Origin of the sequence: Streptosporangium sandarakinum (assembly GCF_013409935.1) — a bacterium.
In the GTDB taxonomy this organism is placed as follows: Bacteria; Actinomycetota; Actinomycetes; order Streptosporangiales; family Streptosporangiaceae; genus Streptosporangium; species Streptosporangium nondiastaticum.
On record NZ_JACCCO010000001.1, the window covers coordinates 732,281 to 753,014 of the forward strand.

At 73.5% G+C, this 20,734-nt stretch carries 23 protein-coding genes and 1 tRNA gene; 16 read left to right on the forward strand and 8 right to left on the reverse strand.

Going from position 1 to position 20,734, the window contains the following annotated elements; genetic code table 11:
• Window positions 1-4 precede the first annotated feature (4 nt).
• Window positions 5-78, reverse strand: a tRNA-Pro gene (locus tag HDA43_RS03245).
• A gap of 114 nt (window positions 79-192) precedes the next feature.
• Here HDA43_RS03245 and HDA43_RS03250 point away from each other — a divergent pair.
• The 4 genes from HDA43_RS03250 (at window position 193) to HDA43_RS03265 (ending at window position 2,667) form a co-directional block, all read left to right on the forward strand.
• Window positions 193-618, forward strand: a complete 426-nt coding sequence (locus tag HDA43_RS03250; RefSeq protein WP_179818230.1) for a helix-turn-helix domain-containing protein — start codon at window positions 193-195, stop codon at window positions 616-618.
• A gap of 260 nt (window positions 619-878) precedes the next feature.
• Window positions 879-1,547 (forward strand): hypothetical protein, encoded by a 669-nt coding sequence (locus HDA43_RS03255; RefSeq protein WP_246423897.1) that lies wholly within the window; start codon window positions 879-881, stop codon window positions 1,545-1,547.
• Window positions 1,548-1,552: 5 nt separating this feature from the next.
• Window positions 1,553-2,482 (forward strand): hypothetical protein, encoded by a 930-nt coding sequence (locus HDA43_RS03260; protein WP_179818231.1) that lies wholly within the window; start codon window positions 1,553-1,555, stop codon window positions 2,480-2,482.
• 2 nt (window positions 2,483-2,484) lie between these two features.
• Window positions 2,485-2,667 carry a hypothetical protein gene (locus HDA43_RS03265; RefSeq protein ID WP_179822700.1) on the forward strand — a complete coding sequence of 61 codons (183 nt, stop codon included), beginning with the start codon at window positions 2,485-2,487 and terminating at the stop codon, window positions 2,665-2,667.
• A gap of 258 nt (window positions 2,668-2,925) precedes the next feature.
• Here HDA43_RS03265 and HDA43_RS03270 read toward each other — a convergent pair whose 3' ends face one another.
• The 3 genes from HDA43_RS03270 to HDA43_RS03280 form a co-directional block, all read right to left on the reverse strand.
• The gene (locus tag HDA43_RS03270) at window positions 2,926-4,236 is read right to left on the reverse strand and encodes an NAD(P)/FAD-dependent oxidoreductase (RefSeq protein ID WP_179818232.1); all 1,311 of its coding nucleotides are present in this window, start codon (window positions 4,234-4,236) and stop codon (window positions 2,926-2,928) included.
• Between the two features lie 27 nt (window positions 4,237-4,263).
• Window positions 4,264-4,641: an ATP-binding protein gene (locus HDA43_RS03275; RefSeq protein ID WP_312872949.1), complete on the reverse strand. Its 378-nt coding sequence runs from the start codon at window positions 4,639-4,641 to the stop codon at window positions 4,264-4,266.
• A gap of 198 nt (window positions 4,642-4,839) precedes the next feature.
• Window positions 4,840-5,616: a SigB/SigF/SigG family RNA polymerase sigma factor gene (locus HDA43_RS03280; protein ID WP_179818234.1), complete on the reverse strand. Its 777-nt coding sequence runs from the start codon at window positions 5,614-5,616 to the stop codon at window positions 4,840-4,842.
• 193 nt (window positions 5,617-5,809) lie between these two features.
• Here HDA43_RS03280 and HDA43_RS03285 point away from each other — a divergent pair, with 193 nt between their 5' ends.
• Window positions 5,810-6,181: an STAS domain-containing protein gene (locus HDA43_RS03285; protein WP_179818235.1), complete on the forward strand. Its 372-nt coding sequence runs from the start codon at window positions 5,810-5,812 to the stop codon at window positions 6,179-6,181.
• Window positions 6,182-6,312: 131 nt separating this feature from the next.
• On the opposite strand, the gene HDA43_RS03290 is transcribed toward HDA43_RS03285, so the two are convergent.
• Window positions 6,313-7,038, reverse strand: a complete 726-nt coding sequence (locus tag HDA43_RS03290) for an ANTAR domain-containing response regulator (RefSeq protein ID WP_179818236.1) — start codon at window positions 7,036-7,038, stop codon at window positions 6,313-6,315.
• Window positions 7,039-7,161: 123 nt separating this feature from the next.
• Here HDA43_RS03290 and HDA43_RS03295 point away from each other — a divergent pair, with 123 nt between their 5' ends.
• Together HDA43_RS03295 and HDA43_RS03300 are read left to right on the forward strand one after the other, a co-directional pair.
• Window positions 7,162-9,021, forward strand: a complete 1,860-nt coding sequence (locus HDA43_RS03295; protein WP_179818237.1) for a SpoIIE family protein phosphatase — start codon at window positions 7,162-7,164, stop codon at window positions 9,019-9,021.
• 188 nt (window positions 9,022-9,209) lie between these two features.
• Window positions 9,210-10,373: a glycosyltransferase gene (locus HDA43_RS03300; protein WP_179818238.1), complete on the forward strand. Its 1,164-nt coding sequence runs from the start codon at window positions 9,210-9,212 to the stop codon at window positions 10,371-10,373.
• 185 nt (window positions 10,374-10,558) lie between these two features.
• Here the strand turns inward: HDA43_RS03300 and HDA43_RS03305 are convergent, their stop codons facing one another.
• A complete protein-coding gene (locus tag HDA43_RS03305) occupies window positions 10,559-11,626 on the reverse strand; it encodes a PucR family transcriptional regulator (protein ID WP_312872951.1) in 1,068 nt (355 codons plus the stop codon).
• Between the two features lie 103 nt (window positions 11,627-11,729).
• On the opposite strand from HDA43_RS03305, the gene HDA43_RS03310 reads away from it, so the two are divergent.
• The 8 genes from HDA43_RS03310 to HDA43_RS03345 all read left to right on the forward strand — a co-directional run bounded on the left by HDA43_RS03310 (window position 11,730) and on the right by HDA43_RS03345 (window position 17,179).
• Window positions 11,730-12,656: a proline dehydrogenase family protein gene (locus HDA43_RS03310; RefSeq protein WP_179818240.1), complete on the forward strand. Its 927-nt coding sequence runs from the start codon at window positions 11,730-11,732 to the stop codon at window positions 12,654-12,656.
• Window positions 12,656-14,281, forward strand: a complete 1,626-nt coding sequence (pruA, locus tag HDA43_RS03315; RefSeq protein ID WP_179818241.1) for an L-glutamate gamma-semialdehyde dehydrogenase — start codon at window positions 12,656-12,658, stop codon at window positions 14,279-14,281. Before HDA43_RS03310 ends, pruA begins: the two co-directional genes overlap by 1 nt.
• Before the next feature lie 170 nt (window positions 14,282-14,451).
• Entirely contained in the window at window positions 14,452-15,021 is a 570-nt protein-coding gene (locus HDA43_RS03320; protein ID WP_179818242.1) for an NAD(P)H-dependent oxidoreductase, read from the forward strand.
• Window positions 15,018-15,458, forward strand: coding sequence for a MarR family winged helix-turn-helix transcriptional regulator (locus HDA43_RS03325; protein WP_179818243.1), 441 nt, complete (start codon window positions 15,018-15,020; stop codon window positions 15,456-15,458). The genes HDA43_RS03320 and HDA43_RS03325 overlap by 4 nt, the downstream gene beginning before the upstream one ends.
• Before the next feature lie 17 nt (window positions 15,459-15,475).
• Complete coding sequence (locus tag HDA43_RS03330; protein ID WP_179818244.1) at window positions 15,476-15,904, forward strand: SDR family NAD(P)-dependent oxidoreductase; 429 nt, start codon at window positions 15,476-15,478, stop codon at window positions 15,902-15,904.
• The gene (locus HDA43_RS03335) at window positions 15,882-16,076 is read left to right on the forward strand and encodes an SDR family oxidoreductase (protein WP_179817686.1); all 195 of its coding nucleotides are present in this window, start codon (window positions 15,882-15,884) and stop codon (window positions 16,074-16,076) included. Before HDA43_RS03330 ends, HDA43_RS03335 begins: the two co-directional genes overlap by 23 nt.
• A gap of 303 nt (window positions 16,077-16,379) precedes the next feature.
• Window positions 16,380-16,601 (forward strand): hypothetical protein, encoded by a 222-nt coding sequence (locus HDA43_RS03340; RefSeq protein ID WP_179818245.1) that lies wholly within the window; start codon window positions 16,380-16,382, stop codon window positions 16,599-16,601.
• The gene (locus HDA43_RS03345) at window positions 16,598-17,179 is read left to right on the forward strand and encodes an HPP family protein (RefSeq protein ID WP_179818246.1); all 582 of its coding nucleotides are present in this window, start codon (window positions 16,598-16,600) and stop codon (window positions 17,177-17,179) included. Before HDA43_RS03340 ends, HDA43_RS03345 begins: the two co-directional genes overlap by 4 nt.
• Before the next feature lie 31 nt (window positions 17,180-17,210).
• Here the strand turns inward: HDA43_RS03345 and HDA43_RS03350 are convergent, their stop codons facing one another.
• Window positions 17,211-18,146 (reverse strand): glycosyltransferase, encoded by a 936-nt coding sequence (locus tag HDA43_RS03350; protein WP_179818247.1) that lies wholly within the window; start codon window positions 18,144-18,146, stop codon window positions 17,211-17,213.
• On the reverse strand, window positions 18,143-18,826 hold the full coding sequence (locus HDA43_RS03355; RefSeq protein WP_179818248.1) for a D-glycero-alpha-D-manno-heptose-1,7-bisphosphate 7-phosphatase: 684 nt from the start codon (window positions 18,824-18,826) through the stop codon (window positions 18,143-18,145). The genes HDA43_RS03350 and HDA43_RS03355 overlap by 4 nt, the downstream gene beginning before the upstream one ends.
• A 663-nt stretch (window positions 18,827-19,489) precedes the next feature.
• Between HDA43_RS03355 and HDA43_RS03360 the strand changes: the two genes are divergently transcribed.
• The gene (locus tag HDA43_RS03360) at window positions 19,490-20,557 is read left to right on the forward strand and encodes a glycosyltransferase family 2 protein (RefSeq protein ID WP_179818249.1); all 1,068 of its coding nucleotides are present in this window, start codon (window positions 19,490-19,492) and stop codon (window positions 20,555-20,557) included.
• Window positions 20,558-20,734: the final 177 nt, after the last annotated feature.

A 20,734-nucleotide genomic window follows, 5' to 3' on the forward strand; every position in this document is an offset into this window, starting at 1 on the left:
ACCGTCGGGACGACAGGATTTGAACCTGCGACCCCTTGACCCCCAGTCAAGTGCGCTACCAAGCTGCGCTACGTCCCGGTATGTCCGGCGCCCTCTCGGGCGGGACGTCATAACCTTAGCGCAGATCTGGCGGACATGCGCACACGACGGTGCCCGCCGTACGCGTGCGGACGGATGAGAAGTGAGGGACGGGTGGGACGCAAGGCGGTGATCGACCAGCGGGAGCTGCGGAGGCTGGTCGCGGAGGGGCTGTCCAACGCGGAGCTGGCCTCCCGGTTCGGGGTGAGCGAGTCCGGGATCCTGCAGGCCAAGCGGGCGGCGGGGCTGTCCAAGCCGATGCTCGACCACTCCCGCGCGATCCCGTGGAAGCTCGACCGCGCCCACAGCCAGTCGGGCCCGGCGACGAACCTGCGGAACCTGTCGTCGGCGGCGCAGGGCCGGGCGATCCCGGCGGAGAAGCTCAACACCGCGCTGCGCTGGGCGGACCGGCTGGTGTCCGGCGGGCTGGACATCGCCTACGAGCCGGGGCGGGGGTTCGCGGAGGTGCCCGCCGTTCCGGGGCGATCGCTCGTCGAGGGCCTGCTGGCCGAGGTCCGCGCGGCGCTGGAGAAGCCGTAGGACCGGTGACGACGACGCGCGGCACCGGAGAAGGCCGAGGGACCGGTGGCGGCGCGCGGCGCCGGAGAGGCCGGAGGACCGGTTGCGGCGAAACGGGGGAAAAGCCGCAGGAGGACGGCGGAATCCTCGTGCCGGACAAAGCTTCCCGGAACTTCGTACAAAGCTGTCATCGACGGTGAGTCACGGACATCTCCGAGCGGTTTCGAGGTCTGCCCCGGGGGCAGCGCACGAGAACAACCGCTATACAACCGGAGGCAGGTATGTCCACCGTGATCTGGGTGGTCGTCATCGCGGTCGCGGTGGTGGCGATCATCGCAGTCGGCTACTTCATGACGGGGCAGCAGCGCAGGCGCCGGCTCCGCGACCGGTTCGGCCCGGAGTACGACCGCGCCGTCCGCGAGCGTGAAAGCCGCCAGGAGGCCGAGCAGGAGCTCCTCGCCCGCGAGCAGCGCTTCAGCTCCCTCGACATCCGGCCGCTCGACCCGGACACGCGGGACGCCTACGCCAGGAAGTGGACGGAGGTCCAGGAGCGGTTCGTGGACGCCCCCGGGTTCGCGGTCACCGAGGCCGACCATCTGGTGACCTCCGTGATGGCGGAACGGGGCTACCCGACCGACGACTTCCAGCAGCGGCTCTCGGACCTGTCGGTCGAGCACGGCCGCACCCTCGACCACTACCGGCAGGCCCACGAGATCAGCAACCGCGCGGCCCGCACCGAGGCGTCCACCGAGGAGCTGCGCCAGGCGATGGTGCACTACCGCGTCCTGTTCGAGGAGCTCCTCTCGACCGGGAGCCCCGACGGCGGCCGTCCCGCACCGCACGCCGGGCCGGACCGGACGGACACCGCCCATGACGGTCGTTCCGTACCGGACCAGGCGGACACGACCGCCGAGGACAGGATCGACCGCCACGAGACCCGGGGACGGTGACCGCGATGAACGAGAAGCTCGAACGGATCAAGGATCGGCTGGTCCACGGGACCGGCGAGACCCGGGAGGAGACGGCCCGGGAGGAGACCGCGCGGCAGGGGGCGGTCCGGCCCGTCGACGGCGCGCCCGCCGGGTCGCCGGAGCAGGCGGAAGCCTCTCCGGTCGGCGTGTTCCCGGGCGACCGGCTCGTCGCCGGCCGCCGTGACGAACCGGCCCGCGACGGCCTGGCCGATGACGACACCGCCCCGACCACGGTGATCATCGACCGGCCCGGTGACGCGCCCGGCGACCGGGAGACCCCCGATCGGCACGACGGCATGACCGGCCACCGGGAGGCCGCCCCGCGTGAGTATCCGCCCGGCCCCCCGGAGGCCGCCGACCGGCCCGGCGTCCCCGCCGGTGAGGCCGTACGGCCCGGCCGGCCCGATCCCGCGCACGACGGCTCCGGTGCGCCCTCCCCGGTGACCGCCGCGTACGGCGCGCCCGGTGTGCCCGGCGCGTCCGATGCACACGGCGCGTCCGGTGCGCACGGCGCGTCCGGTGCGCATGGTGCGCCCCTTCCCGGGCGCGGTGTCCCCTCCCCCGCTCCCGGTGGCGTCTCTCCCGCGCCCGGCGACCCCTCCCCCGCGCGCGGCAACGGCCACTCCCCCACCGGCGGCGGCCCGCTGTTCGAGCACGACGCCGACGGGATCCGGCGGCGCTGGCAGGAGGTCCAGGTCGGTTTCGTCGACGACCCGCGTGACTCGGTCACCCGCGCCGACGCCCTCCTGGAAGAGCTGGTCGGCTCACTGCGGACCGCCCTGGAGCGCAGGACGGCCTCGCTCAGGCAGCGGTGGGACGGCGACGAGCACGACACCGAGCGGCTCCGCACCGCGCTGCGCGACTACCGGGCGACGCTGGAGCAGCTGCTGAACCTGTCGTCCGGGACGAGGTGACCATGTTCGCGATCGCCGCGGCAATCGTGTTCGTCCTCGGCCTGCTGCTCGGTCTGGCCGACGGCCGGATCGCCGGCGTCGGCGGCCCTGCCTTCCTGGTGCTGGCGCTGCTCCTCCTCACGCTGCACCAGGCGGGGATGGGGACGCCGGGGGCATGGAGCCAGGCCTGGCGCCGCCGGCACTGAGCGGGCTCCACGCGTCTCGCGCAGCCGGGCAGGGCCAGGCGGGGCCGTACGGGGCCGAACGGAGAGGGGGTGCCGCCCGGCCGGGCGGCACCCCCTCTTTTTCTCGTCAGCCGGTTCGGGGCGACCGTCGCCCCCCTTTCCCCGGCTCGGACGGCCCCTCGGCACAGGCACGGGCGGCCCCTCTGCACAGGCACAGGCGGTCCCTCGGCGCAGGGCGCAGCGGACGGAGCGGACGCATCCGACGCGACGGACGGCGCCTCAGCGCGCGCCCGACCGGGCGGCGCGCTCGAACTCCTCGCGGGGGCGGCTCAGCGCGCCGAGCGAGACGACCTCCCTGCGGAACGGGAACGAGAGGGTCCAGTCGGTGAGGACGCGGATCTTCTTGTCGAAGGTCGGCACCCGGGTGAGGTGGTAGGCGCGGTGCATGACCCAGGCGGGCAGCCCGTGCAGCTTACGGCCGTAGATCTGCGCGACCCCCTTGCCGAACCCCAGACCGGCCACCGAGCCGACGTAGGCGTGCCGGTGGGCCTTCAGCGGCCTGCCCCTGAGCGTGGCCACCACGTTGTCGGCCAGCGTGCGCGCCTGCCGTACGGCGTTCTGGGCGTTGGGCGCGCACATCTCCCCCGGCTTGGTGAGGTCGGGTACGGCGGCGCAGTCCCCGGCGGTGAAGACGCCGCCGTGGTCCTCGACGACCAGCTCGGCGGTCGCCCTGATCCTGCCCCGCTCGTCGAGCGGCAGGCCGCTGGACTGGTTGAGGGGGTTCGGCTTGACCCCGGCGGTCCACACCAGGGTGTCGGAGTCGAGCTCGGTGCCGTCGCTGAGCACGATGTGGCCGCCCTCGGCGGACTTCATCAGGGTCTCCAGCCGCGCGTCGATGCCGCGGGCGCGGAGCTCCTGGAGCGTCCAGCGTCCCATCTCGGGGCCCACCTCGGGCAGGATGCGACCGGTGGCCTCCACCAGGACCCAGTGCATGTCGCCGCGATCGATCGTCCGGTAGTAGCGGCAGGCGTACCGGGCCATGTCCTCCAGTTCGGCGAGCGCCTCGACGCCGGCGTAGCCCCCGCCGACGAAGACGAAGGTCAGGGCCCTGTCGCGGATCTCGGGGTCGCTGGTCGACTCGGCCAGGTCGAGCTGGCCGAGGACATGGTTGCGCAGGTGGATGGCCTCTTCCAGGCTCTTGAAGCCGATCCCGCATTCGGCGAGGCCGGGGATGGGCAGCAGCCGCGAGATCGACCCCGGCGCGTAGACGAGGATGTCGTACTCCATGACGCGGGCCGGCCCGAGCTGCGGGCGGAGGGCGACGGTACGGCTCACGGGATCGACGCCGGTCACCATGCCGTTGACGATCGCGCACCTGTCCAGGGCCCGGCGCAGGGAGACGACGACGTGGCGCGGCTCGATGTTGCCGGCCGCCGCCTCCGGCAGGAATGGCTGGTAGGTCATATAGGAGTCGATGTCCAGGACCGCGATGCGGGCCTCGCCACGACGAAGCTTGCGCTGCAGACGCAGGGCGGTGTTCAGGCCGACATATCCGCCGCCGACGATCAGAATGCGGGGAGCTTCAGTCATAAATCGGCTTGTACCCGGAAAAACCTCTCAAATCGGGAAGGTCATGGTAATGAACGTTCCCGCCATCCCTGTTCTGAAATGCATGTCCAGGCTGACCATTCGGGCCACCCACAGCCCCATGCCGCTGGTGGCGTGCGGGCCGGGGGGCGTCTGGCCGGGAGGCTCGGTGGGGAACCACCGGCCCTCGTCGTGAATCTCCACGACGAGGGCGCGGCCGGTGGTCCATATTCTCAGCACGGCCTTGGCCGTGGTGTGCCCATGGGTCACGGCGTTGGTGGCGACCTCGTTCACCGCCACCAGGAAGTCGGGCAGGTTCTCCTCGCGCATCCCGCCGCGCAGCGCGTGGGCGGCGGCGAAGTCGCGCACGTCGGGCAGGTCGGGCAGGCAGAAGGCGAGCTCGGCCACGGGGACTCCGTCGGGGCGCGGCCGGGAACGGTCGTCACCCGCCATGAAGCGAGCCGGACGAGCACCGTCCTCGTTCACGCGAGATCCGCCTCCCCTGTCCCAGCGCGCGATCGTCCTCAGCATCCGGGGATCATTCAGAAGCACCCTATGCCACACCACGCCGTCGCCGACTTGGGTGCCCGATGCGGACCGGTGTATTCAGCATTCCGCCACCAGTTCGGCGCGGAGCTGGTCGAGCACCTTCCGCAGGATACGGGAAACGTGCATCTGGGAGATACCGAACTCCGCCGCGATCTCAGCCTGGGTCATGTTACCGAAGAAGCGCAGGAGCAGGATGTTCTTCTCCCGGGCCGGCAACTTGTCGATCAGCGGCTTGACGGCCTCGCGGTCCACGAGCGCGCCCATGGCGTCGTCCTCGTCGGGGATGACGTCGCCCAGCGCGGCCGCGTCGTCGTCGGAGCCGAGGGGGGCGTCGAGCGACAGGGCGCTGTAGGCGGCGGAGGCGTCCAGGGTCAGCAGGACGTCCTCCTCGGAGATCTTCATCTTGGCGGCCAGCTCGGCGACCGTCGGGGCGCGGCCGAGGTCCTGGCTGAGGTCGGCGACGAGCCGGTTCAGCTCGGCCCGGCGCTCCTGGTAGACGCGGGGGACGCGGATCGCCCAGGTGCGGTCGCGGAAGTGGCGCTTGACCTCACCGGTCATGGTGACCACGGCGTAGCCGCGGAAGGGGTGGCCGAGGGTGGCGTCGAAGCCGTTGATGGCCTTCATCAGCCCGACGTAGGCGGCCTGGAGGAGGTCCTCCAGCGGCTCTCCGCGGTAGCGGTAGCGGCGGGCGATCTCCATGGCGAGCGGCCGGTGCATCTCGACGAGGCGCTCGCGCAGACGCTCGGCGCGGTACTCGGAGATCTCGGGGGCGGACATCTCGGCGAGGAGATCCTCGGCGGTCATGTCGGTGATTTCGAGGGCCTGAACAGACATCGCTGCTCCTTGGTATAACTGCCGGGCGAAGCCATCGGCGCGGAGCAGTATCCGGGCAGACGGCATCGCCTCGACCTGTCTTCGAGGCGAGGCCCTCTGCTGGACCTCGGTTCTAGTATTACCCCGATTCCGGGAGTATTGCTCGCTCGCAGGTAACAGTAAGGTTGCTAATCGAATGTCGAGGAGGACCTGAGTGACGGTGTCGGAGAACGGCGAGAGAGCGTCAGCCCTGACTCTGACGTCGGCGCTGGCCGACGGGGTCAACGTGATCCGGGTGACGGGCCTGCTGGACGCGACGACCAGGGACCAGTTCGCCGACTACCTGTCGGCCGAGTTCGACGAGCACGGCCCTGACATGGCGCTGGATCTGGCGGGGGTGACCTTCATGGACTCCCGGGCGCTGGGCCTGATCGTCCACCACTGGCAGCTCAGCACCGGCGCGGGCGGGAAGTTCGCGCTCATCGGGGTGGAGTACGCCAAGACCAAGGTGATGTGGATCACCGGCCTGGCCCAGCGGCTGCCGCTCTACGACACGATCGACGACGCGCTCGCCGCCTTCGGCTGAGGCGGGCGCGGGCCGGAGACGCCCATGCCCGGGGAAGCGGCTCCGGGACGCCCGGAGGGCCCCGGGACGCCCGCGGCCGTACGGCGGGCCGCCGGCGGATCCTCACGCGCCCCCGGCCGGTTCCCGTGCCGTCAGCCGGCCTCCTCGTGCCGGTTGCGCTGGTTGCGCTGGTGCTCGTCGACCAGCAGCCGGGCCAGGTCCACCACCTTCACCTGGTGGTGCTGGGAGATGCGGCGCAGCTCGTCGAAGGCGGCCTCGGCCGAGCACCCGCTGGACTTCATGATGATGCCCTTGGCCTGGTCGATGATCGCCCGGCCGGCCAGTGCCTCCTGCATCTGGGCGGCGTCGGTGCGGACCTCGTCGTAGTCCCACATGTTGGCCAGGGCCACGTTCACCTGCTCGGCGAGCATGTCGGCCAGCGGCGGGACGCTGCGGGCCGCGAACACGCCGGGCCGCACGCCGTACAGGCCGAGGACGAGGACGGCGCGCTCGATGGTGATCGGCAGGGCCAGGATCGAGCGGACACCGAAGCGGACCGCCATGCCGGTGTAGGCGGGCCACCGGGAGTCGCGCAGGACGTCCTGGACGATCACGTGGCGGCCGGTCCCGCGGGCCTCGGTGGAGGGCCCCTCCCCCAGGTCGCCCTCGCTGTCGACGAGCACGACCAGCTCGCTGTGCGAAGCCGACACCACGAGGCGTTCCTGGCGCCACAGCTCGGCGGACCCGCCCGCGCAGCCGGGCACCCCGCCCGCCAGGGTCGCGGTCAGGCCGCGCAGCACGCTCTCGCTCGACGTCTCCTCGCTCACCCGCCCCAGGGCCGCGAGGTCTCGGGCGAGAACAGGTGTGACCATGTCCATGGGGCGATTTCCCTTCCCGATGTCGCTAACTTAACCACTATCCGACCGCGCATCGATTCGGCCCACCGGGTGGCGTACCGTCTACGACGAAACCCGCCTCACGGCCGCTGACGAGGACGAGCATTGACCGACGCCATTGGCCTTCAGGCCCTGGAGCACGCGCTGAACGCGCTCACGACCAGGGTCTCCTCCCTGCGTGAGGCCAGGTCCGCCTACCCCGCCGACCCCCGGTCCACACTCGATGCGGCGCTCGCCGAGCTCGACACCGCCGGGGAACTGCTGGAGGCGTCCCTGCGCGAGCTGCGCAGGGCGCCCCGCCGCTCCGGGGAGCGGGAGAGCGGCTCGCAGCGCGAGCTGAAGTTGCTGCGGCAGGTGTTCCGCACCTTCCCGGTCCCCGTGGTGGTGCTGGACGGCTCCGGGGTGGTCCGGCGGATCAGCGCGGAGACCTCCCGGATGCTGGGCAGTCCCGCGGGGTACCTGATCGGCCGCTCCTTCCCGCTGTTCGTGGACGTCTCGCGGCGGGCGGCGTTCCGCTCGCACCTGACGGCGGTGCAGCGCGGCGGCGAGACCGCGACGTTCCAGACCCGGCTGAGCCACCAGGGCCGGGCGCACACGGTGCAGCTCGCGGTGATCCGGCTGACGATGCCGGGTGAGCCGCAGGCGATGACCGCGGTCGTGATCCTGCCGCTGGAGACGCAGGTCTCCACCGCGCCCGCCGGGCCGGTGACCCGGTCGGACGCCTCGCTGATGCTGGCCTCCGCCCGCCGCCAGGAGCTGCTGGCCAGGATGACCCGCCTGCTGCTCGACGAGGAGAGCCTGCGCCAGCCGGTGACCGTCACCCGGGCCGCCCGGCTGCTGGCGGCCGAGACCGCCGACTGGGTGATCGCCGACGTGGTCCGGGACGGCATGCCCCGGCGGGCCACCGTGCTCGGCCCGAGCGACAAGCCGGTGACCGAGCTGGTCCGCGTGGTCGAGGGGCTGAACCCGCTGACCGCGCCGGCCGTCGCCCACGTGCTCACCGGCGGGTCGGGCGTGGTCCACGAGATGCTGGAGGACGACACGCTGCTCGGGTCGGTCCCGGGCGGCCCGCCGCTGCTGCGGGTCATGGGCGCCGCGTCGGTGCTGATCGTGCCGATCCAGGGCGAGGCGGGCGCGCTGGGCGCGCTGACCCTGGTACGGCTGCGCGACCGCGAGCCGTTCACGCTGGCCGACCTCGGCCTGATGGAGGAGATCGGCGTCCACCTCGGGCTGGCGCTGCGTGCCCGCCGCAACTTCCAGACGCGTTTCCAGGCCGCCGAGGCGCTGCGCACCAGCGTGGTCCCCCGCGCCCTGCCGGACATCCCGGGCTTCGAGGCCGCGGCGGTCTACCACGCGGGCTCCTCCTCGGTCGGCGCCGAGTTCTACGACGCCTTCCCGGTGCGCGACGGGTGGGGCTTCGCCCTGGGCGGCGCGGTGGGCAAGAGCGAGGAGGCCGCGGCGGTCACCGCCATGGTCCGCAACGGCCTGCGCGTGCTGAGCGTCTGGGAGTCCGAGCCGGCCGAGGCCCTGCGCAAGATGAACCAGGCACTGACCGCGCAGAACAGCGGCATGTTCGTGATGGCGGCGGCCGGGTTCGTCCGGGGCCGCAAGATCAGGCTGGCCAGCGCCGGGCACCACCCGGCCGCGCTGCTGCAGCCCGACGGCGGGGTGCGCTTCACCGCCGGCGGCGGGGTGCCGCTCGGCATCGACCCCGAGGCGGAGATGTTCGGCGAGGAGATCACCCTCACCAGGGGACAGACCCTGGTGTTCTACTCCGACGGGCTGGTCGCCTCCCAGAACGAGCAGGGCGAGCCGTACGGCGAGGACCGCCTGGCCGACGTGCTGGCCCGGTCGGTGGCGCAGGCGCCGGCCACGGTGGTCAAGGCGATCGAGGACGACCGGAACGCCTTCTCCGGCGGGCGGGTCTGGGATGAGGTCGTCATCCTGGCCCTGCGCGCGGTGTGATCCCGGCCGTCGGAACACCTGGTCAGGCGGCCGGCCCGGCCGCGTGCCGGTCCGGCCCCGGCAGGGCGGGTTTGCCTTCGGTAGATAAAGGGGTATGGTTTTCCTCATACAGATGAGTGCCTAAGACGCAGGCACCCCTGAAGGAATCACAGGCTCCCCACGCCTATACGTCCTCCCAGAGGTGTGCCATGAACATTGCATTCGTCTCCTTCGACACCGTGTCTCCCTCTCAGAGCCGGTCGGACATCGCCGCGCAGCGTGAGCACCTTCTGTCCGTCGCCCGTGAGCTCGGCCGTGACCACAAGGTAACCGTCTACTCCCGGAAGACCTCCGAGGACGACCGGGACCGCGTCCGCGTCTCCCCCGGCGTCACCGTGGAGAACCTCTCCGCCGGACCTGCCGGGGACCTCCCCGAGGACGGCCTGCTGCCCCACCTGTCCCGTCTCGGCGACCAGCTGATGCGCCGCTGGCGCCAGGAGCGCCCGGACGTCGTCCACGCCCGTTCCTGGATCGGCGGGCTGGCCGCCATCGCCGGAGCGGACGGCCTCGACGTGCCGCTCGTGCAGAGCTTCGGTGCCTGCCGTACCCGTGACGCCAAGAAGGTCCGCGTGCAGCGCGCGATCGCCCGCCGGGCCGGCGCGGTGGTCGCCGGGTGCGGCGACGAGGAGTCCACGCTGATCCGGCTGGGCGTGCCGCGCAACGCGATCTCGGTGATCCCCTGCGGCGTCGACGTCGAGCGCTTCCGCCGCCAGGGCCCGGCCGCGGCCCGCGGCAACCGTCCGCGCCTGCTGCACGTCGGCTCGCTCGCCCCCGGCCAGGGCGTCCACACCGCGCTGCGCGCCCTGGAGGGCATCCCGGACGCCGAGCTGCTCATCGCCGGCGGCCCCGCCGCCGCCGAGCTGGAGCACGACGCCGAGGCGCACCGGCTGACGCTGCTGGCCAAGGAGATGCGGCTGGAGGACCGCGTCACGCTCCTCGGGCACGTGCCGCACACCACGGTGGCCAAGCTGATGCGCAGCGCCGACGTGGTGCTGTCGCTGCCGCGCGAGGCGGGCAGCGGCGCGGTGGCGCTGGAGTCCATGGCGTGCGGCGTGCCGGTGATCGCCTCCGCGGTGGGCGCCCACCTCGACTCCGTCGTCGACGGCGTGACCGGCCTGCTGGTGTCGGCCGACCGCCCGGCGCAGACCGCCCGGCTCACCCGGGAGCTGCTCGCCGACCCCACCCGCCGCACCGCGCTCGGCTTCGCCGGCGCCGACCGCGCCCGCTCGCGCTACTCGTGGGAGCGGATCGCCCAGGAGTTCACCCAGGTGTACGAGGGCGTGCTCGCCACGCGGCACGCGATGGCCGCCTAGCCCGCCGCCGACGTCGCCGGCGGACACCCGCCGAGTCCCCTTCGGGGGACTCGAAAGCCAGGGCCCTTCGGGGCCCTGTTTTTTTGCCCTCGCCCGGCCGCCGGTCCGCTCCCGGCCCGCCCCGGCGGCCCGTACGGCGCAGGCCCGTACGGCACGGCGCCGACGGTCTCGCGGCAGGGACGGGCTCAGAGCAGGCGGGCCGCCTTGAGGGAGAGGTGGACCAGCAGCCGGTCCGCGCCGTCGTCGAGGTCGCGACCGGTGATCCTCCCGGCCTTGGCCAGCCGGTAGTAGAGCGTCTGGCGGTGCACGCCGAGCGCCGCCGCGGTCTGCTGGGCGTGTCCCGCCCGGTCGAGGTACTCCTCCACCGTCCTGGCCACCTCCGGGTCGCGGGCCAGCGCCGCGGTCTCCTCGGCCAGCTCCCGCAGGGCGTCCCGGGGCAGGCGGGCGAGCGTCCGGTAGACGCCGAGGTCGGGCCAGGACGCGACGGGCGCGAGGGCGGGCACCCGGTCGGCCACCTTCAGCGCGCTGACGGCCTCCCGCCAGCTCCGCCACGCCTGGGCGGGCTCGCCGCGGGCGCCGCCGACCCCGGCGGCCGTGCCGTACATGGCCTGGACCCGGCAGGCGGTCTCCCGGGCCTGGCCGGCCGGGGCGAGCAGCGCGACCAGGGGCTCGCCCTCGCCGACCACGCCGGGGTCGGCGAGCACGGCACGCGGCAGGGCCCACAGCGCGGCCACCCGGTCCAGCGAGCCGCGGACGGCGATCGCCGCCACCGGGCCGGGCAGGTCGAGCCTGGACAGCGCCCAGGAGCGCTCCTCGGCGTCGGAGGAGAACAGCCCCCGCAGGTTCCCGCCGAGGTCCTGGCGGCGGCGGGCCTCCTGGGCGAGCATCGCGGCGGCCCGGGCCACCAGCGGCGCCACCGACGCGAGCGCGTCGTCGCCGAGGGTCCCGTCGTCGAGCAGCCACAGGTACCCGTAGGTGACGTCGTTGTGGCGCAGCGGCATGCACACCCGGGCGAGCACGCCCAGCGCGGCGTCGGCGGGGATGCGGACCGGGCCGCGCGCCGCGGCGATGCCGTACCCCTCGAAGTAGGCCCGCACCTCGGGGGTCGCGCGGCGGCGCAGGATCGACTCCTGGCGCACCTCGTCGATGTCGCCGCTCTGCGCGCCGTAGGCGAGGAGCTGGAAGGAGCGGTCCTCCAGCGTGGCCGAAGCCCCCAGCCGGGCGGCGATCTCGTCGATGGTCTCCTGCAGCACCGTTCCATTGTCCGGCACTTTGGACAAATGTCGGAAAGCGCCACCGGTTGATCGTTGCACATGCACATGCGCCTTTGTTGACCTGCGGTTTTAGCATGGAAACATGCTCGGTTCCCTACTTCTCGCCGGTTCGCGGATGCCGCTCGTGCGGCGCGCGGTCTCCGGCGTCCCCTTGACACGCAAGGTCGTCGACCGCTTCGTCGCGGGTGAGAGCACCCGCGAGGCGGTGGAGGCCGTCCACCGGCTGGCCGACGCCGGTCTGGCCGTCACCGTCGACCACCTCGGTGAGGAGACCCGGGACGCCGATGCGGCCACCAAGACGGCCGAGGCGTACGTCACGCTGCTCGGCGCGCTGCGCGAGCTGGAGCTCGGCGACCGCGCCGAGGTGTCGGTGAAGCTGTCGGCCGTCGGCCAGGCGCTCGGCGCGGACGGCGACAAGATCTCTCTGGACAACGCCCGCCGGGTCGCCGAGGCCGCCCGTGCCGCCGGGGCGACCATGACCCTCGACATGGAGGACCACACCACGGTCGACTCCACGCTGGAGACCCTGCGCGCGCTGCGCGAGGACTTCCCGTCCACCGGCGTCGCCCTGCAGGCGTACCTGTTCCGCACCGAGGGCGACTGCCGCGACCTGTCGCACGCCGGCTCGCGGGTCCGCCTGGTCAAGGGCGCCTACGCCGAGCCCGCCTCCGTGGCCCACCAGGGCAAGAGCGACGTCGACCGGGCCTACGTCCGCTGCCTGCGCATCCTGATGGCCGGCGAGGGCTACCCGATGGTGGCCACGCACGACGACCGGCTGATCGCGATCACCGAGACCCTCGCCGACCGGTTCGAACGTCCCCGGGGCGGCTACGAGTACCAGATGCTCTACGGCATCCGGACCGACAAGCAGCAGGCCCTGGCCGGGGCGGGTCACACCATGCGCGTCTACGTCCCCTACGGCGACGACTGGTACGGCTACTTCATGCGCCGGCTGGCCGAGCGCCCCGCCAACATCGCCTTCTTTCTCCGCGCCCTTGGAGGCAAGTGATGGATGCCATCTCCAACGTCCCGGCTCCGTTCAACGAGCCGGTGCTGGGCTACGCGCCCGGCAGCGCCGAGCGCGCCGCGCTCGAGAACCGCGTCAAGGAGCTCTCCGGAGCCCAGCTCGACCTGACCATGACGATCGGCGGCGAGCAGCGCATGGGCGGCGGCGCCTCCATCGACGTGGTGCAGCCGCACAACCACGCCTCGGTGCTGGGCCGTACGGCCGACGCCACGGCCGGTGACGTGCGGGCCGCGATCGACGCCGCGCTGGCGGCGGCCCCGGCCTGGCAGGCGCTGTCGTTCGACGAGCGCGCCGCGATCTTCCTGCGCGCCGCCGACCTGCTGGCCGGCCCGTGGCGGCAGACGCTGAACGCCGCGACGGTGCTGGGCCAGTCGAAGTCGGCGCAGCAGGCCGAGATCGACTCCGCCTGCGAGCTGATCGACTTCCTGCGGTTCAACGTCTCCTACGCCCGGCAGCTCTACAGCGACCAGCCGGTGTCGTCGCCGGGGGTGTGGAACCGGATGGAGTACCGCCCGCTGGAGGGCTTCGTCCTGGCGATCACGCCGTTCAACTTCACCGCCATCGCCGGCAACCTGCCGACCTCGGCGGCCCTGATGGGCAACGTCGTCGTCTGGAAGCCCTCCCCCACCCAGCAGTTCGCCGCGCACTTCACCATGCGGCTGCTGGAGGAGGCCGGGCTGCCGCCGGGCGTCATCAACATGGTCACCGGCAACGGGCAGGCCGTCTCCGAGGTCGCTCTCACCCACCCGCAGCTCGCCGGGATCCACTTCACCGGCTCCACCGCGACCTTCCAGCACCTGTGGTCCACGGTGGGCGCGAACATCGCCTCCTACCGGAGCTACCCGCGCCTCGTCGGCGAGACCGGCGGCAAGGACTTCGTGCTGGCCCACCCCTCGGCCGACCCGGCGGTGCTGACCACCGCGCTGGTCCGGGGCGCCTTCGAGTACCAGGGCCAGAAGTGCTCGGCGGCCTCGCGCGCCTACGTCCCGCGGTCGCTGTGGTCGCTGATCCGCGACGAGCTCGTCGGCACCGCCGAGGCGCTGACCGTCGGTGACGTGTCCGCCGACCTGTCGACCTTCATGGGCGCGGTCATCAACGACCAGGCGTTCGCCAAGCACAGGGCGGCGATCGACCGGGCCCGCTCGCTCGACTCGATCGACGTGCTGACCGGCTCCTACGACGACTCCACCGGCTACTTCGTGCGGCCCACCGTCCTTGAGTGCTCCGACCCGGCCGACGAGATCTTCGCCAAGGAGTACTTCGGGCCCATCCTCGGCGTCCACGTCTACGACGACGCGGACTTCGACGCGGTGATGGACCAGATGGAGAACGTCTCGCAGTACGCGCTGACCGGCTCGATCATCGCCCGCGACCGGTACGCGATCGCGGCGGCGTCGGAGCGGCTGCGCTTCGCGGCGGGCAACTTCTACGTCAACGACAAGCCCACCGGCGCGGTCGTCGGCCAGCAGCCCTTCGGCGGCGCCCGCTCCTCGGGCACCAACGACAAGGCCGGCTCGATCTACAACCTGATCCGCTGGGTGAACTCCCGCACGATCAAGGAGACGTTCGTCCCGCCGACCGACTACCGCTACCCGCACATGGGCTGACCTTCCACGGACCGGCCGGTCCGGACGCCCCCTGGGAAGCGGTGACGCCCGGGTCTCAACGACGAGACCCGGGCGTCACCCTTTTCCGCTTTCCGCGCCGGTGCCGTCGGCGCCACGCGGCGGCGTCGAACGTTGCCGCACTTCCATAGCCGGCTATAACATAGCCGACTATGGAAATGATCGACGTTCTGGCGATCTGTGGGAGCACCCGTGAGGGTTCGCTCAACCGGTCGCTGCTACGGACCGCGCTCCGGCTGGCCGAGGCCCCGTTGCGGGTGGAGATGTGGGACGACCACGCCTCCGTCCCCCGCCTGGACGCCACCCGCGAGCGCCCCTTCCCCTCGGCCGTGGCCGCCCTGCGCGACCGGGTGGCGGCGGCCGACGTCCTGCTGCTGGTCACCCCCGAGCTCAACCGTTCCGTCCCCGGCGAGATGAAGGACCTCGTCGACTGGCTGTCGATCCTCGCCCCTCCGCGCCCGCTGACCGGCAAGCCGGTGGCGCTGATGAGCGCGTCGCCGCACCGGTTCGGCGGCGCCTTCGCCCAACTGCAGCTCGGCGACCTGCTGCGGCGGGCCGGCGCGGAAGTGCTCTCGGACCTTGAGGTCGCCGTCGGCTCCGCCCACCTGTACCGGGATTCCGATGGGGGCCTGACGTCGGAGGAGATCCGGCGCGACATCGCCCGCCTGTGGGAGCGCGTCCTCACCCGCGTGGCGACCTCCCGTCCGGTGGTGCCGGCGTGACGGCCGGGCGGGAGGTCGCCTCCGCGAGCGGGCCGCTCGGCTACGCCCTGGCGCAGGTCACCCGGGCCCACCGTGCCGAGCTGCAGCACCGGATGGCCGAGCTGGGCCTGCACCTGGGTCAGGAACTGCTCATCGTGGACCTGCACCACAACCCCGGCACCACCCAGGCCGAACTCGTCCAGCGGATCGGCATGGAGCAGCCCACCATCGCCAAGGCGGTCACCCGCATGGAGCGGGCCGGGTTCGTCGAGCGGATCCCCGACCCCGGCGACCGCCGGGTGACCCGGATCCGGCTGACCGAACGCGGTGAGGCCGTGGTCGGCGCGATCGTGGACGCCTGGGAGCAGGCCGACCGCAAGGCCGTGGCCGGGCTCTCCGGCGACGAGATCGCCCACCTCATCCGGCTGCTGAACTCCGTCCGCGACAACCTCGCCTGAACCCACAGGAGAAAACCATGCAACTCGGACTCGCCGGAAAAGTCGTCCTGGTGACCGGCGCCAGCACGACCATCGGCAGGGCCACCGCCCTCGCCTTCGCCGACGAGGGGGCACACGTCGCCGTCGGCTACCACACCAATCTGAAGGCCGCCGAGGAGACCGTCGCCGAGGCCGAGCGGCGCGGCGCCACGGCGATCACCTGGCGGCTCGACCTCGGCGACCCCGGCTCCCTGCACGCGGCGGTCGGCCAGGTCCGCGACCGGCTCGGACCGATCAGCGTCCTGGTCAACAACGCCGTCCGCTGGCCGGACTGGCCCGAACCCGGTGAGCTGTTCGAGACCGCGCCCCCCGAGCGGTTCACCACCTCGGTCACCGCCAACCTCGAGGGAACTGGCCGCCGCGGGCATCCTCACCAACGTCGTCATGCCGGGCTTCACCCCCGGTGACCGGCCCATGCCGCAGGAGCTTCTCGACAAGGCCGCCGCCGCCGCGGCGACCGGGCGCGTCACCCACCCCGGGGACGTCGCCCGGATGATCGTCTTCCTGTGTTCGGCCGCCAACACCAACACCACCGGCGAGGCGGTCAGGACCGACGGCCACTTCCTCTCCCCGGGCTGACCCTCCGTCCCGCAGGCCGCTCGCCCCGCCCGCCCCGGTACAGGCCGACACGCCACCGACCGGCCCGGCCACCACGACCGGGCCCCCGCCCCCTACGCCGGCGGGGGTGGGTGGCCTGCGGGACGGCCGCTGCCTGAGGCCATCGCCTTCGATGTCCGCTCCGTCGCGCCGGGGACATCCCGAATCCGCGTGGTCCCCGGATAGGTGGTCCGGCAGGCGAGCCGCGTGCGGACCCGGATCCGTTACCGACAGTTTGTGAACCGGGCCGGGTGGCCGGCCATGCTCCCTGGTAGGTACACGGGCATGGCCGACGATCACCCGGACGCGTCCCCGGGCGTCTCCGGGGGCGCCGCCGCGGTGCTTCTGCGGGCGGGGCGCCTCCTCAGCCGGGGCGCCCACTCCCGCGACCTCGGGGACGTCTCCTACCGGGGCGGGCGCGACGCGGAGCTCTTCCACCGCGCCCGCGATCCGAAGGCCCTCGGCACCGCGGCGGTACGGCGCGGCTGGACCGGAAACGGCGTATGACCCGGCGAAGGGTCCGCCGGCTCGCCGTGTTCCGGCTGGAGCGGCTGGAGCGGCGCCGCCCGCGGCGGATCGTGCGCGCCGTGTACTGCGGGGTCAACAGCTTCGTCTCGCTGGTCATCCTCGCGGTCGTCGCCGAGTACAGCCATGCCCCGTTCCTGTTCCCCTCGCTGGGGCCCACCGCGTTCCTGCTCTTCCACGCGCCCCTGGCGGCGTCGGCCTCACCGCACAACACCCTGCTCGGTCACCTGATCGGCGTTCTCGCCGGCTGGTTCGCGCTGGCCGTCACGGGCCTGCTGGCCGTACGTCCCGATCTGGAGGACGTGGACGCCCGGCGCGCCCTGGCCTGCGGCCTGGCACTCGGCCTGACGTGCGGGCTGATGCCGCTGCTCGACGCGGCGCACCCACCGGCCGGCACCACGACCCTGATCGTCGCCCTCGGCCTGCTGCGCACGCCCGATCACCTGGTCGTCCTGATGGCCGCCGTGGTGCTCATCACGGCGCAGGGGTTCGTCATCAACCGGCTCGCCGGTCTGCCGTACCCCCTCTGGCGGCTCCCCTCGGCGGCCGCCGAACCCTGACCGGCGCGACGGCGCCGGTGTGACCGCCGGGTCAGGCCGTCTCCCCCAGCAGGTGGTCCCAGTCGGACAGGAAGCGGTCCAGGCCGTAGCGGGCGAGGGCTGCGGCACGGGCGGCCTCGCCCGTCCGCGCGGCCAGGGCGGGGTCGGCGGCGAACACCTCCAGGGCGGCGACCAGGGTGGCGACGCGGGTGGAGATCACCCCGGCCCCGGCGGGCACGGCCTCGACGACCTCGGTGCAGGCCGGCGCCACCACGGGCATGCCGAGCAGCATGGCCTCGATCAGCGACAACCCCAGCGAGGTCCACCGGTAGGGGTGCAGGTAGACACGACGCCGCGCGAGCTCGGCGTGCATCCGCCGCTGCGGCAGATCCTCGAATGTCCCGTACGGCAGGCCGGTGACCTTCATCCCGAAGAGGTCCAGCGGCACGGCGGCGGCGAAGCGCGGAAGCAGGTCGGTGCCGGCGACGCGGGTACGGCGGACCGGCTCGTTGACCACGACCCCGGCGCGGGGCAGCTCCCCGGTGTAGCGGTGCCCGGGATCCACGACGCCGTGCTCGATGACCCGGGCAGGAGCCAGACCGGAGTCCCAGAACAGCTCGTTGAAGTGCGTCACGTGCACCAGCGGGATGTCGGAGCGGCCGGCGAGCGGGTGGCGGGTGCGCGGGACGTCCCCGGCGGGGGTGTTGTGCTCGACGTAGACGGCAGCCAGGTCGCGCCCCGGGCGGCGGCCGAGCCAGTGCTCGGCGAGTTCGATCTCTTGGGGCCGCTGCAGGACGGCGACGTCGATCTCCTCGTCGCGGAGCCGGTCCCACGGCACCTCGCGGGCGTTCGGCGGCCAGGGGAAGGTGCGGGCCCGGCCGCGGCCGTCGGGGCCGCGGTCCGGGACGAGCGGAACCAGGTAGTCGTGACCGCCCTGGACGAACGCGGTGGCCCACGATCCGTGCACGTGCCACAGCAGGATCTTCACGCCGGCTCCTCGGTGTCGGCCCGCGCGGTCGCGGCGGGAACGATGGACGCGGGGGAGGCGGGGGTGGTGGACTCGGAAGCGGCGGACGCGGGGGCGGTGGAGACGGGGGCGGTGGACTCGGCCGGGCTGGTGGGAACGGCCGGGGCGCCGGGGGACGCGGGGAGGTCCGGGAACACCGGGGCGGGGCGCAGCGCCAGGTCCACGGCGGCGGCGAGGTCGGCGGCGACCTCGGGAGCCGCCGCCACCTCCTCGGGCAGGGTGACCGGCGTCGGGACGAGGATGCCGCGCGCCCCGGCCGCGCGGGCGGCCTCCACATCGCGTCCGATGTCGCCGACGACCACGCAGTCGCGGGCGTCGACGCCGAGGACGGCCGCCGCGTGCAGCACCAGCCCGGGGGCGGGTTTACGGCAGGCGCACCGGTCGTCCTCGCCGTGGGGGCACACCGCCCAGACCGCGAACGGGCCGAGCAGCTCCTCCACGCGCCGGTTGACGTCCTCCAGCGCGTCCGGGCTGACGAGGCCCCTGGCCACCCCCGACTGGTTGGTCACCACCCCGACCGGGACCCCGGCCCGGCGCAGCCGGTCGAGCGCGCGGCGGGCGCCCGGCACCGGCCGCACCCGGCCGGGGTCGGCGTTGTAGGGGACGTCCTCGACGAGGGTCCCGTCCCGGTCGAAGAGCACCGCGGCCGGACGGCGGGCGGGCGTGGGTTCACCTGGGCGGACGGATGCCGCCTCCGGACGGGCGGGCGGCAGCGCTTCCGGACCGAGGGACGGCGCTTCCGGGGCGGGAGGCGGTGCTCCCGGACGGGCGGGCGGCGGCGCTCCCGGGACGGGGGGCGGCGGTTCCGGGCGGGTGGGCAAGGGCACCTCCGAGCGGACGGACGGCGGCGGATCTCCGCCCGGGATCCGCCTGTCGGTGAACGGCGCCTCCGAGCGGACGGGCGGTACCTCCGGACGGGGTGGGCGACGTCGTCTCGGCGCGGGCGGGCTGCGCGTTCCCGGCGCCGCGGGCTCCCCGGAGGGCCGCCCGGGATGGTCTGCGACTTCCCTGCCCCGGGGCTCGCCAAACGGCTGCTTACCAGGACGAGACGCGGCTTGCGCTTCGTCTACCTTCTCTTCCCGGAAATCCGAGGTTTGGGAGGCGCTTCTCTCGGTAGTCGTGCGCGTACCTCAAAAAGGGGGCGGAATGCGATTTCTCATGATGAATCAGATCTCTCATGATCCTGCCGCCGCACCGGCCACCGGCGGACGCGCGGCCCCGACGGCTGCGAAGGCCCCGAAGGCTGCGAGGACCACGACGGCCGGGAAGCCGTGTCCGGCCCGCCAGGCGGAGGTGCTCACCGCATGATCACCGTAGTGGTCCCGACCGTGGGCCGGCCCAGCCTGGCCGCGACGCTGGCCGCGCTCGACCCGGGCCCGGACGTCATCGTCGTCGACGACCGGCCCGAGCACGTGCCCGACCCCCGTACCGACCTGGCCGACGCCGTGATGTGCGAGCTGCCGGGCCTGGCCGAGGCGCGCTCACCCGGCCGCGACGGCGAGGCGGGGCAGCCGATCCGGGTGGTGCGCTCGGGCGGACGAGGGCGGGCCGCCGCCCGCAACGCCGGCTGGCGGGCCGCGGACACCCCGTGGGTGGTGTTCCTCGACGAGGGCGTGATCCCCGCCCCCGACTGGGTGCGGGCGCTCCGCGCCGACCTGGCGGACCTCCCCGCCGACGTGGCCGGCAGCCAGGGCCGCGCCGAGGCACCGCCCGAGGCCGGACGGCCGGGCGACGTGAGGCGCGGCACCGCCGGGCGGCCGGCCGGTGAGGGGCGCGACGCCGGGCGGGCGGTCGCCGGGTGGACCACCGCCGACATGGCCTACCGGCGGGAGGTGCTGGAGCGGACCGGCGGGTTCGACGAGCGCTTCTCCGGCGCCTTCCGGCAGGACGCCGATCTCGCGCTGCGGGTGACGGCGGCCGGTCACCGCCTGGTCAGGGGTGAGCGCGTCGCCCGGCACCCGTCCCGCCACGACGGGCCGTGGGCGGGTGTGCGCAGCCAGCGCGGCAACGCCGACGACGCGCTGATGCGCCGCCTGCACGGCCCGGCCTGGCGGACGGCCGTCGGAGGCGGGCCGGGAGGGCTGCGCCGCCACGCGCTGACGACGGGGCTGGGAGCGCTGGGCCTGCTGGCCGGCGGCCTGGCGGGCGGTGTCGCCGCACGCGGCGGGCCGCGCGCCGCCGGGGCGCTGCGCGGCGCCGCGGCGCTGGCCGGAGCGGGCTGGCTGGCGCTGACCGCGGAGTCCGCCTGGGCCCACATCGCCCCGGGGCCGCGTACCCGGCAGGACATACGGCAGACGCTGCTCACCAGCATGCTCATCCCGCCCGCCGCCTGCGTGCACCGGCTGCTGGGCGAGTGGCGGGCCCGCCGGTGACGGCCGCCGCGGCGGGGCCGGGCCCGGTGCCCGGCCCCGCCGCCTGACCGGCTTCCGTCACCGGCCGGGTCACCGGCATCGGCGGTCGGGGTGGGGTCCGGCCCGCGCCGCCCGGCTTCCACCTGCCAGACCGGCTTACATCGCCTGACCTGCGCGTTTGCTCGCCGTACTGGCGGG

Bases quoted from the DNA above. Each gene is read 5' to 3' on its own strand.
- HDA43_RS03360 (WP_179818249.1), top strand. From the start codon at position 19,490: ATGATCACCGTAGTGGTCCCGACCGTGGGCCGGCCCAGCCTGGCCGCG.
- HDA43_RS03255 (WP_246423897.1), top strand. From the start codon at position 879: ATGTCCACCGTGATCTGGGTGGTCGTCATCGCGGTCGCGGTGGTGGCG.
- HDA43_RS03330 (WP_179818244.1), top strand. From the start codon at position 15,476: ATGCAACTCGGACTCGCCGGAAAAGTCGTCCTGGTGACCGGCGCCAGC.
- HDA43_RS03270 (WP_179818232.1), bottom strand. From the start codon at position 4,236: ATGACTGAAGCTCCCCGCATTCTGATCGTCGGCGGCGGATATGTCGGC.
- HDA43_RS03320 (WP_179818242.1), top strand. From the start codon at position 14,452: ATGGAAATGATCGACGTTCTGGCGATCTGTGGGAGCACCCGTGAGGGT.
- HDA43_RS03265 (WP_179822700.1), top strand. From the start codon at position 2,485: ATGTTCGCGATCGCCGCGGCAATCGTGTTCGTCCTCGGCCTGCTGCTC.
- HDA43_RS03340 (WP_179818245.1), top strand. From the start codon at position 16,380: ATGGCCGACGATCACCCGGACGCGTCCCCGGGCGTCTCCGGGGGCGCC.
- HDA43_RS03300 (WP_179818238.1), top strand. From the start codon at position 9,210: ATGAACATTGCATTCGTCTCCTTCGACACCGTGTCTCCCTCTCAGAGC.
- HDA43_RS03260 (WP_179818231.1), top strand. From the start codon at position 1,553: ATGAACGAGAAGCTCGAACGGATCAAGGATCGGCTGGTCCACGGGACC.
- HDA43_RS03345 (WP_179818246.1), top strand. From the start codon at position 16,598: ATGACCCGGCGAAGGGTCCGCCGGCTCGCCGTGTTCCGGCTGGAGCGG.
- HDA43_RS03310 (WP_179818240.1), top strand. From the start codon at position 11,730: ATGCTCGGTTCCCTACTTCTCGCCGGTTCGCGGATGCCGCTCGTGCGG.
- HDA43_RS03335 (WP_179817686.1), top strand. From the start codon at position 15,882: ATGCCGGGCTTCACCCCCGGTGACCGGCCCATGCCGCAGGAGCTTCTC.
- pruA (WP_179818241.1), top strand. From the start codon at position 12,656: ATGGATGCCATCTCCAACGTCCCGGCTCCGTTCAACGAGCCGGTGCTG.
- HDA43_RS03280 (WP_179818234.1), bottom strand. From the start codon at position 5,616: ATGTCTGTTCAGGCCCTCGAAATCACCGACATGACCGCCGAGGATCTC.
- HDA43_RS03290 (WP_179818236.1), bottom strand. From the start codon at position 7,038: ATGGACATGGTCACACCTGTTCTCGCCCGAGACCTCGCGGCCCTGGGG.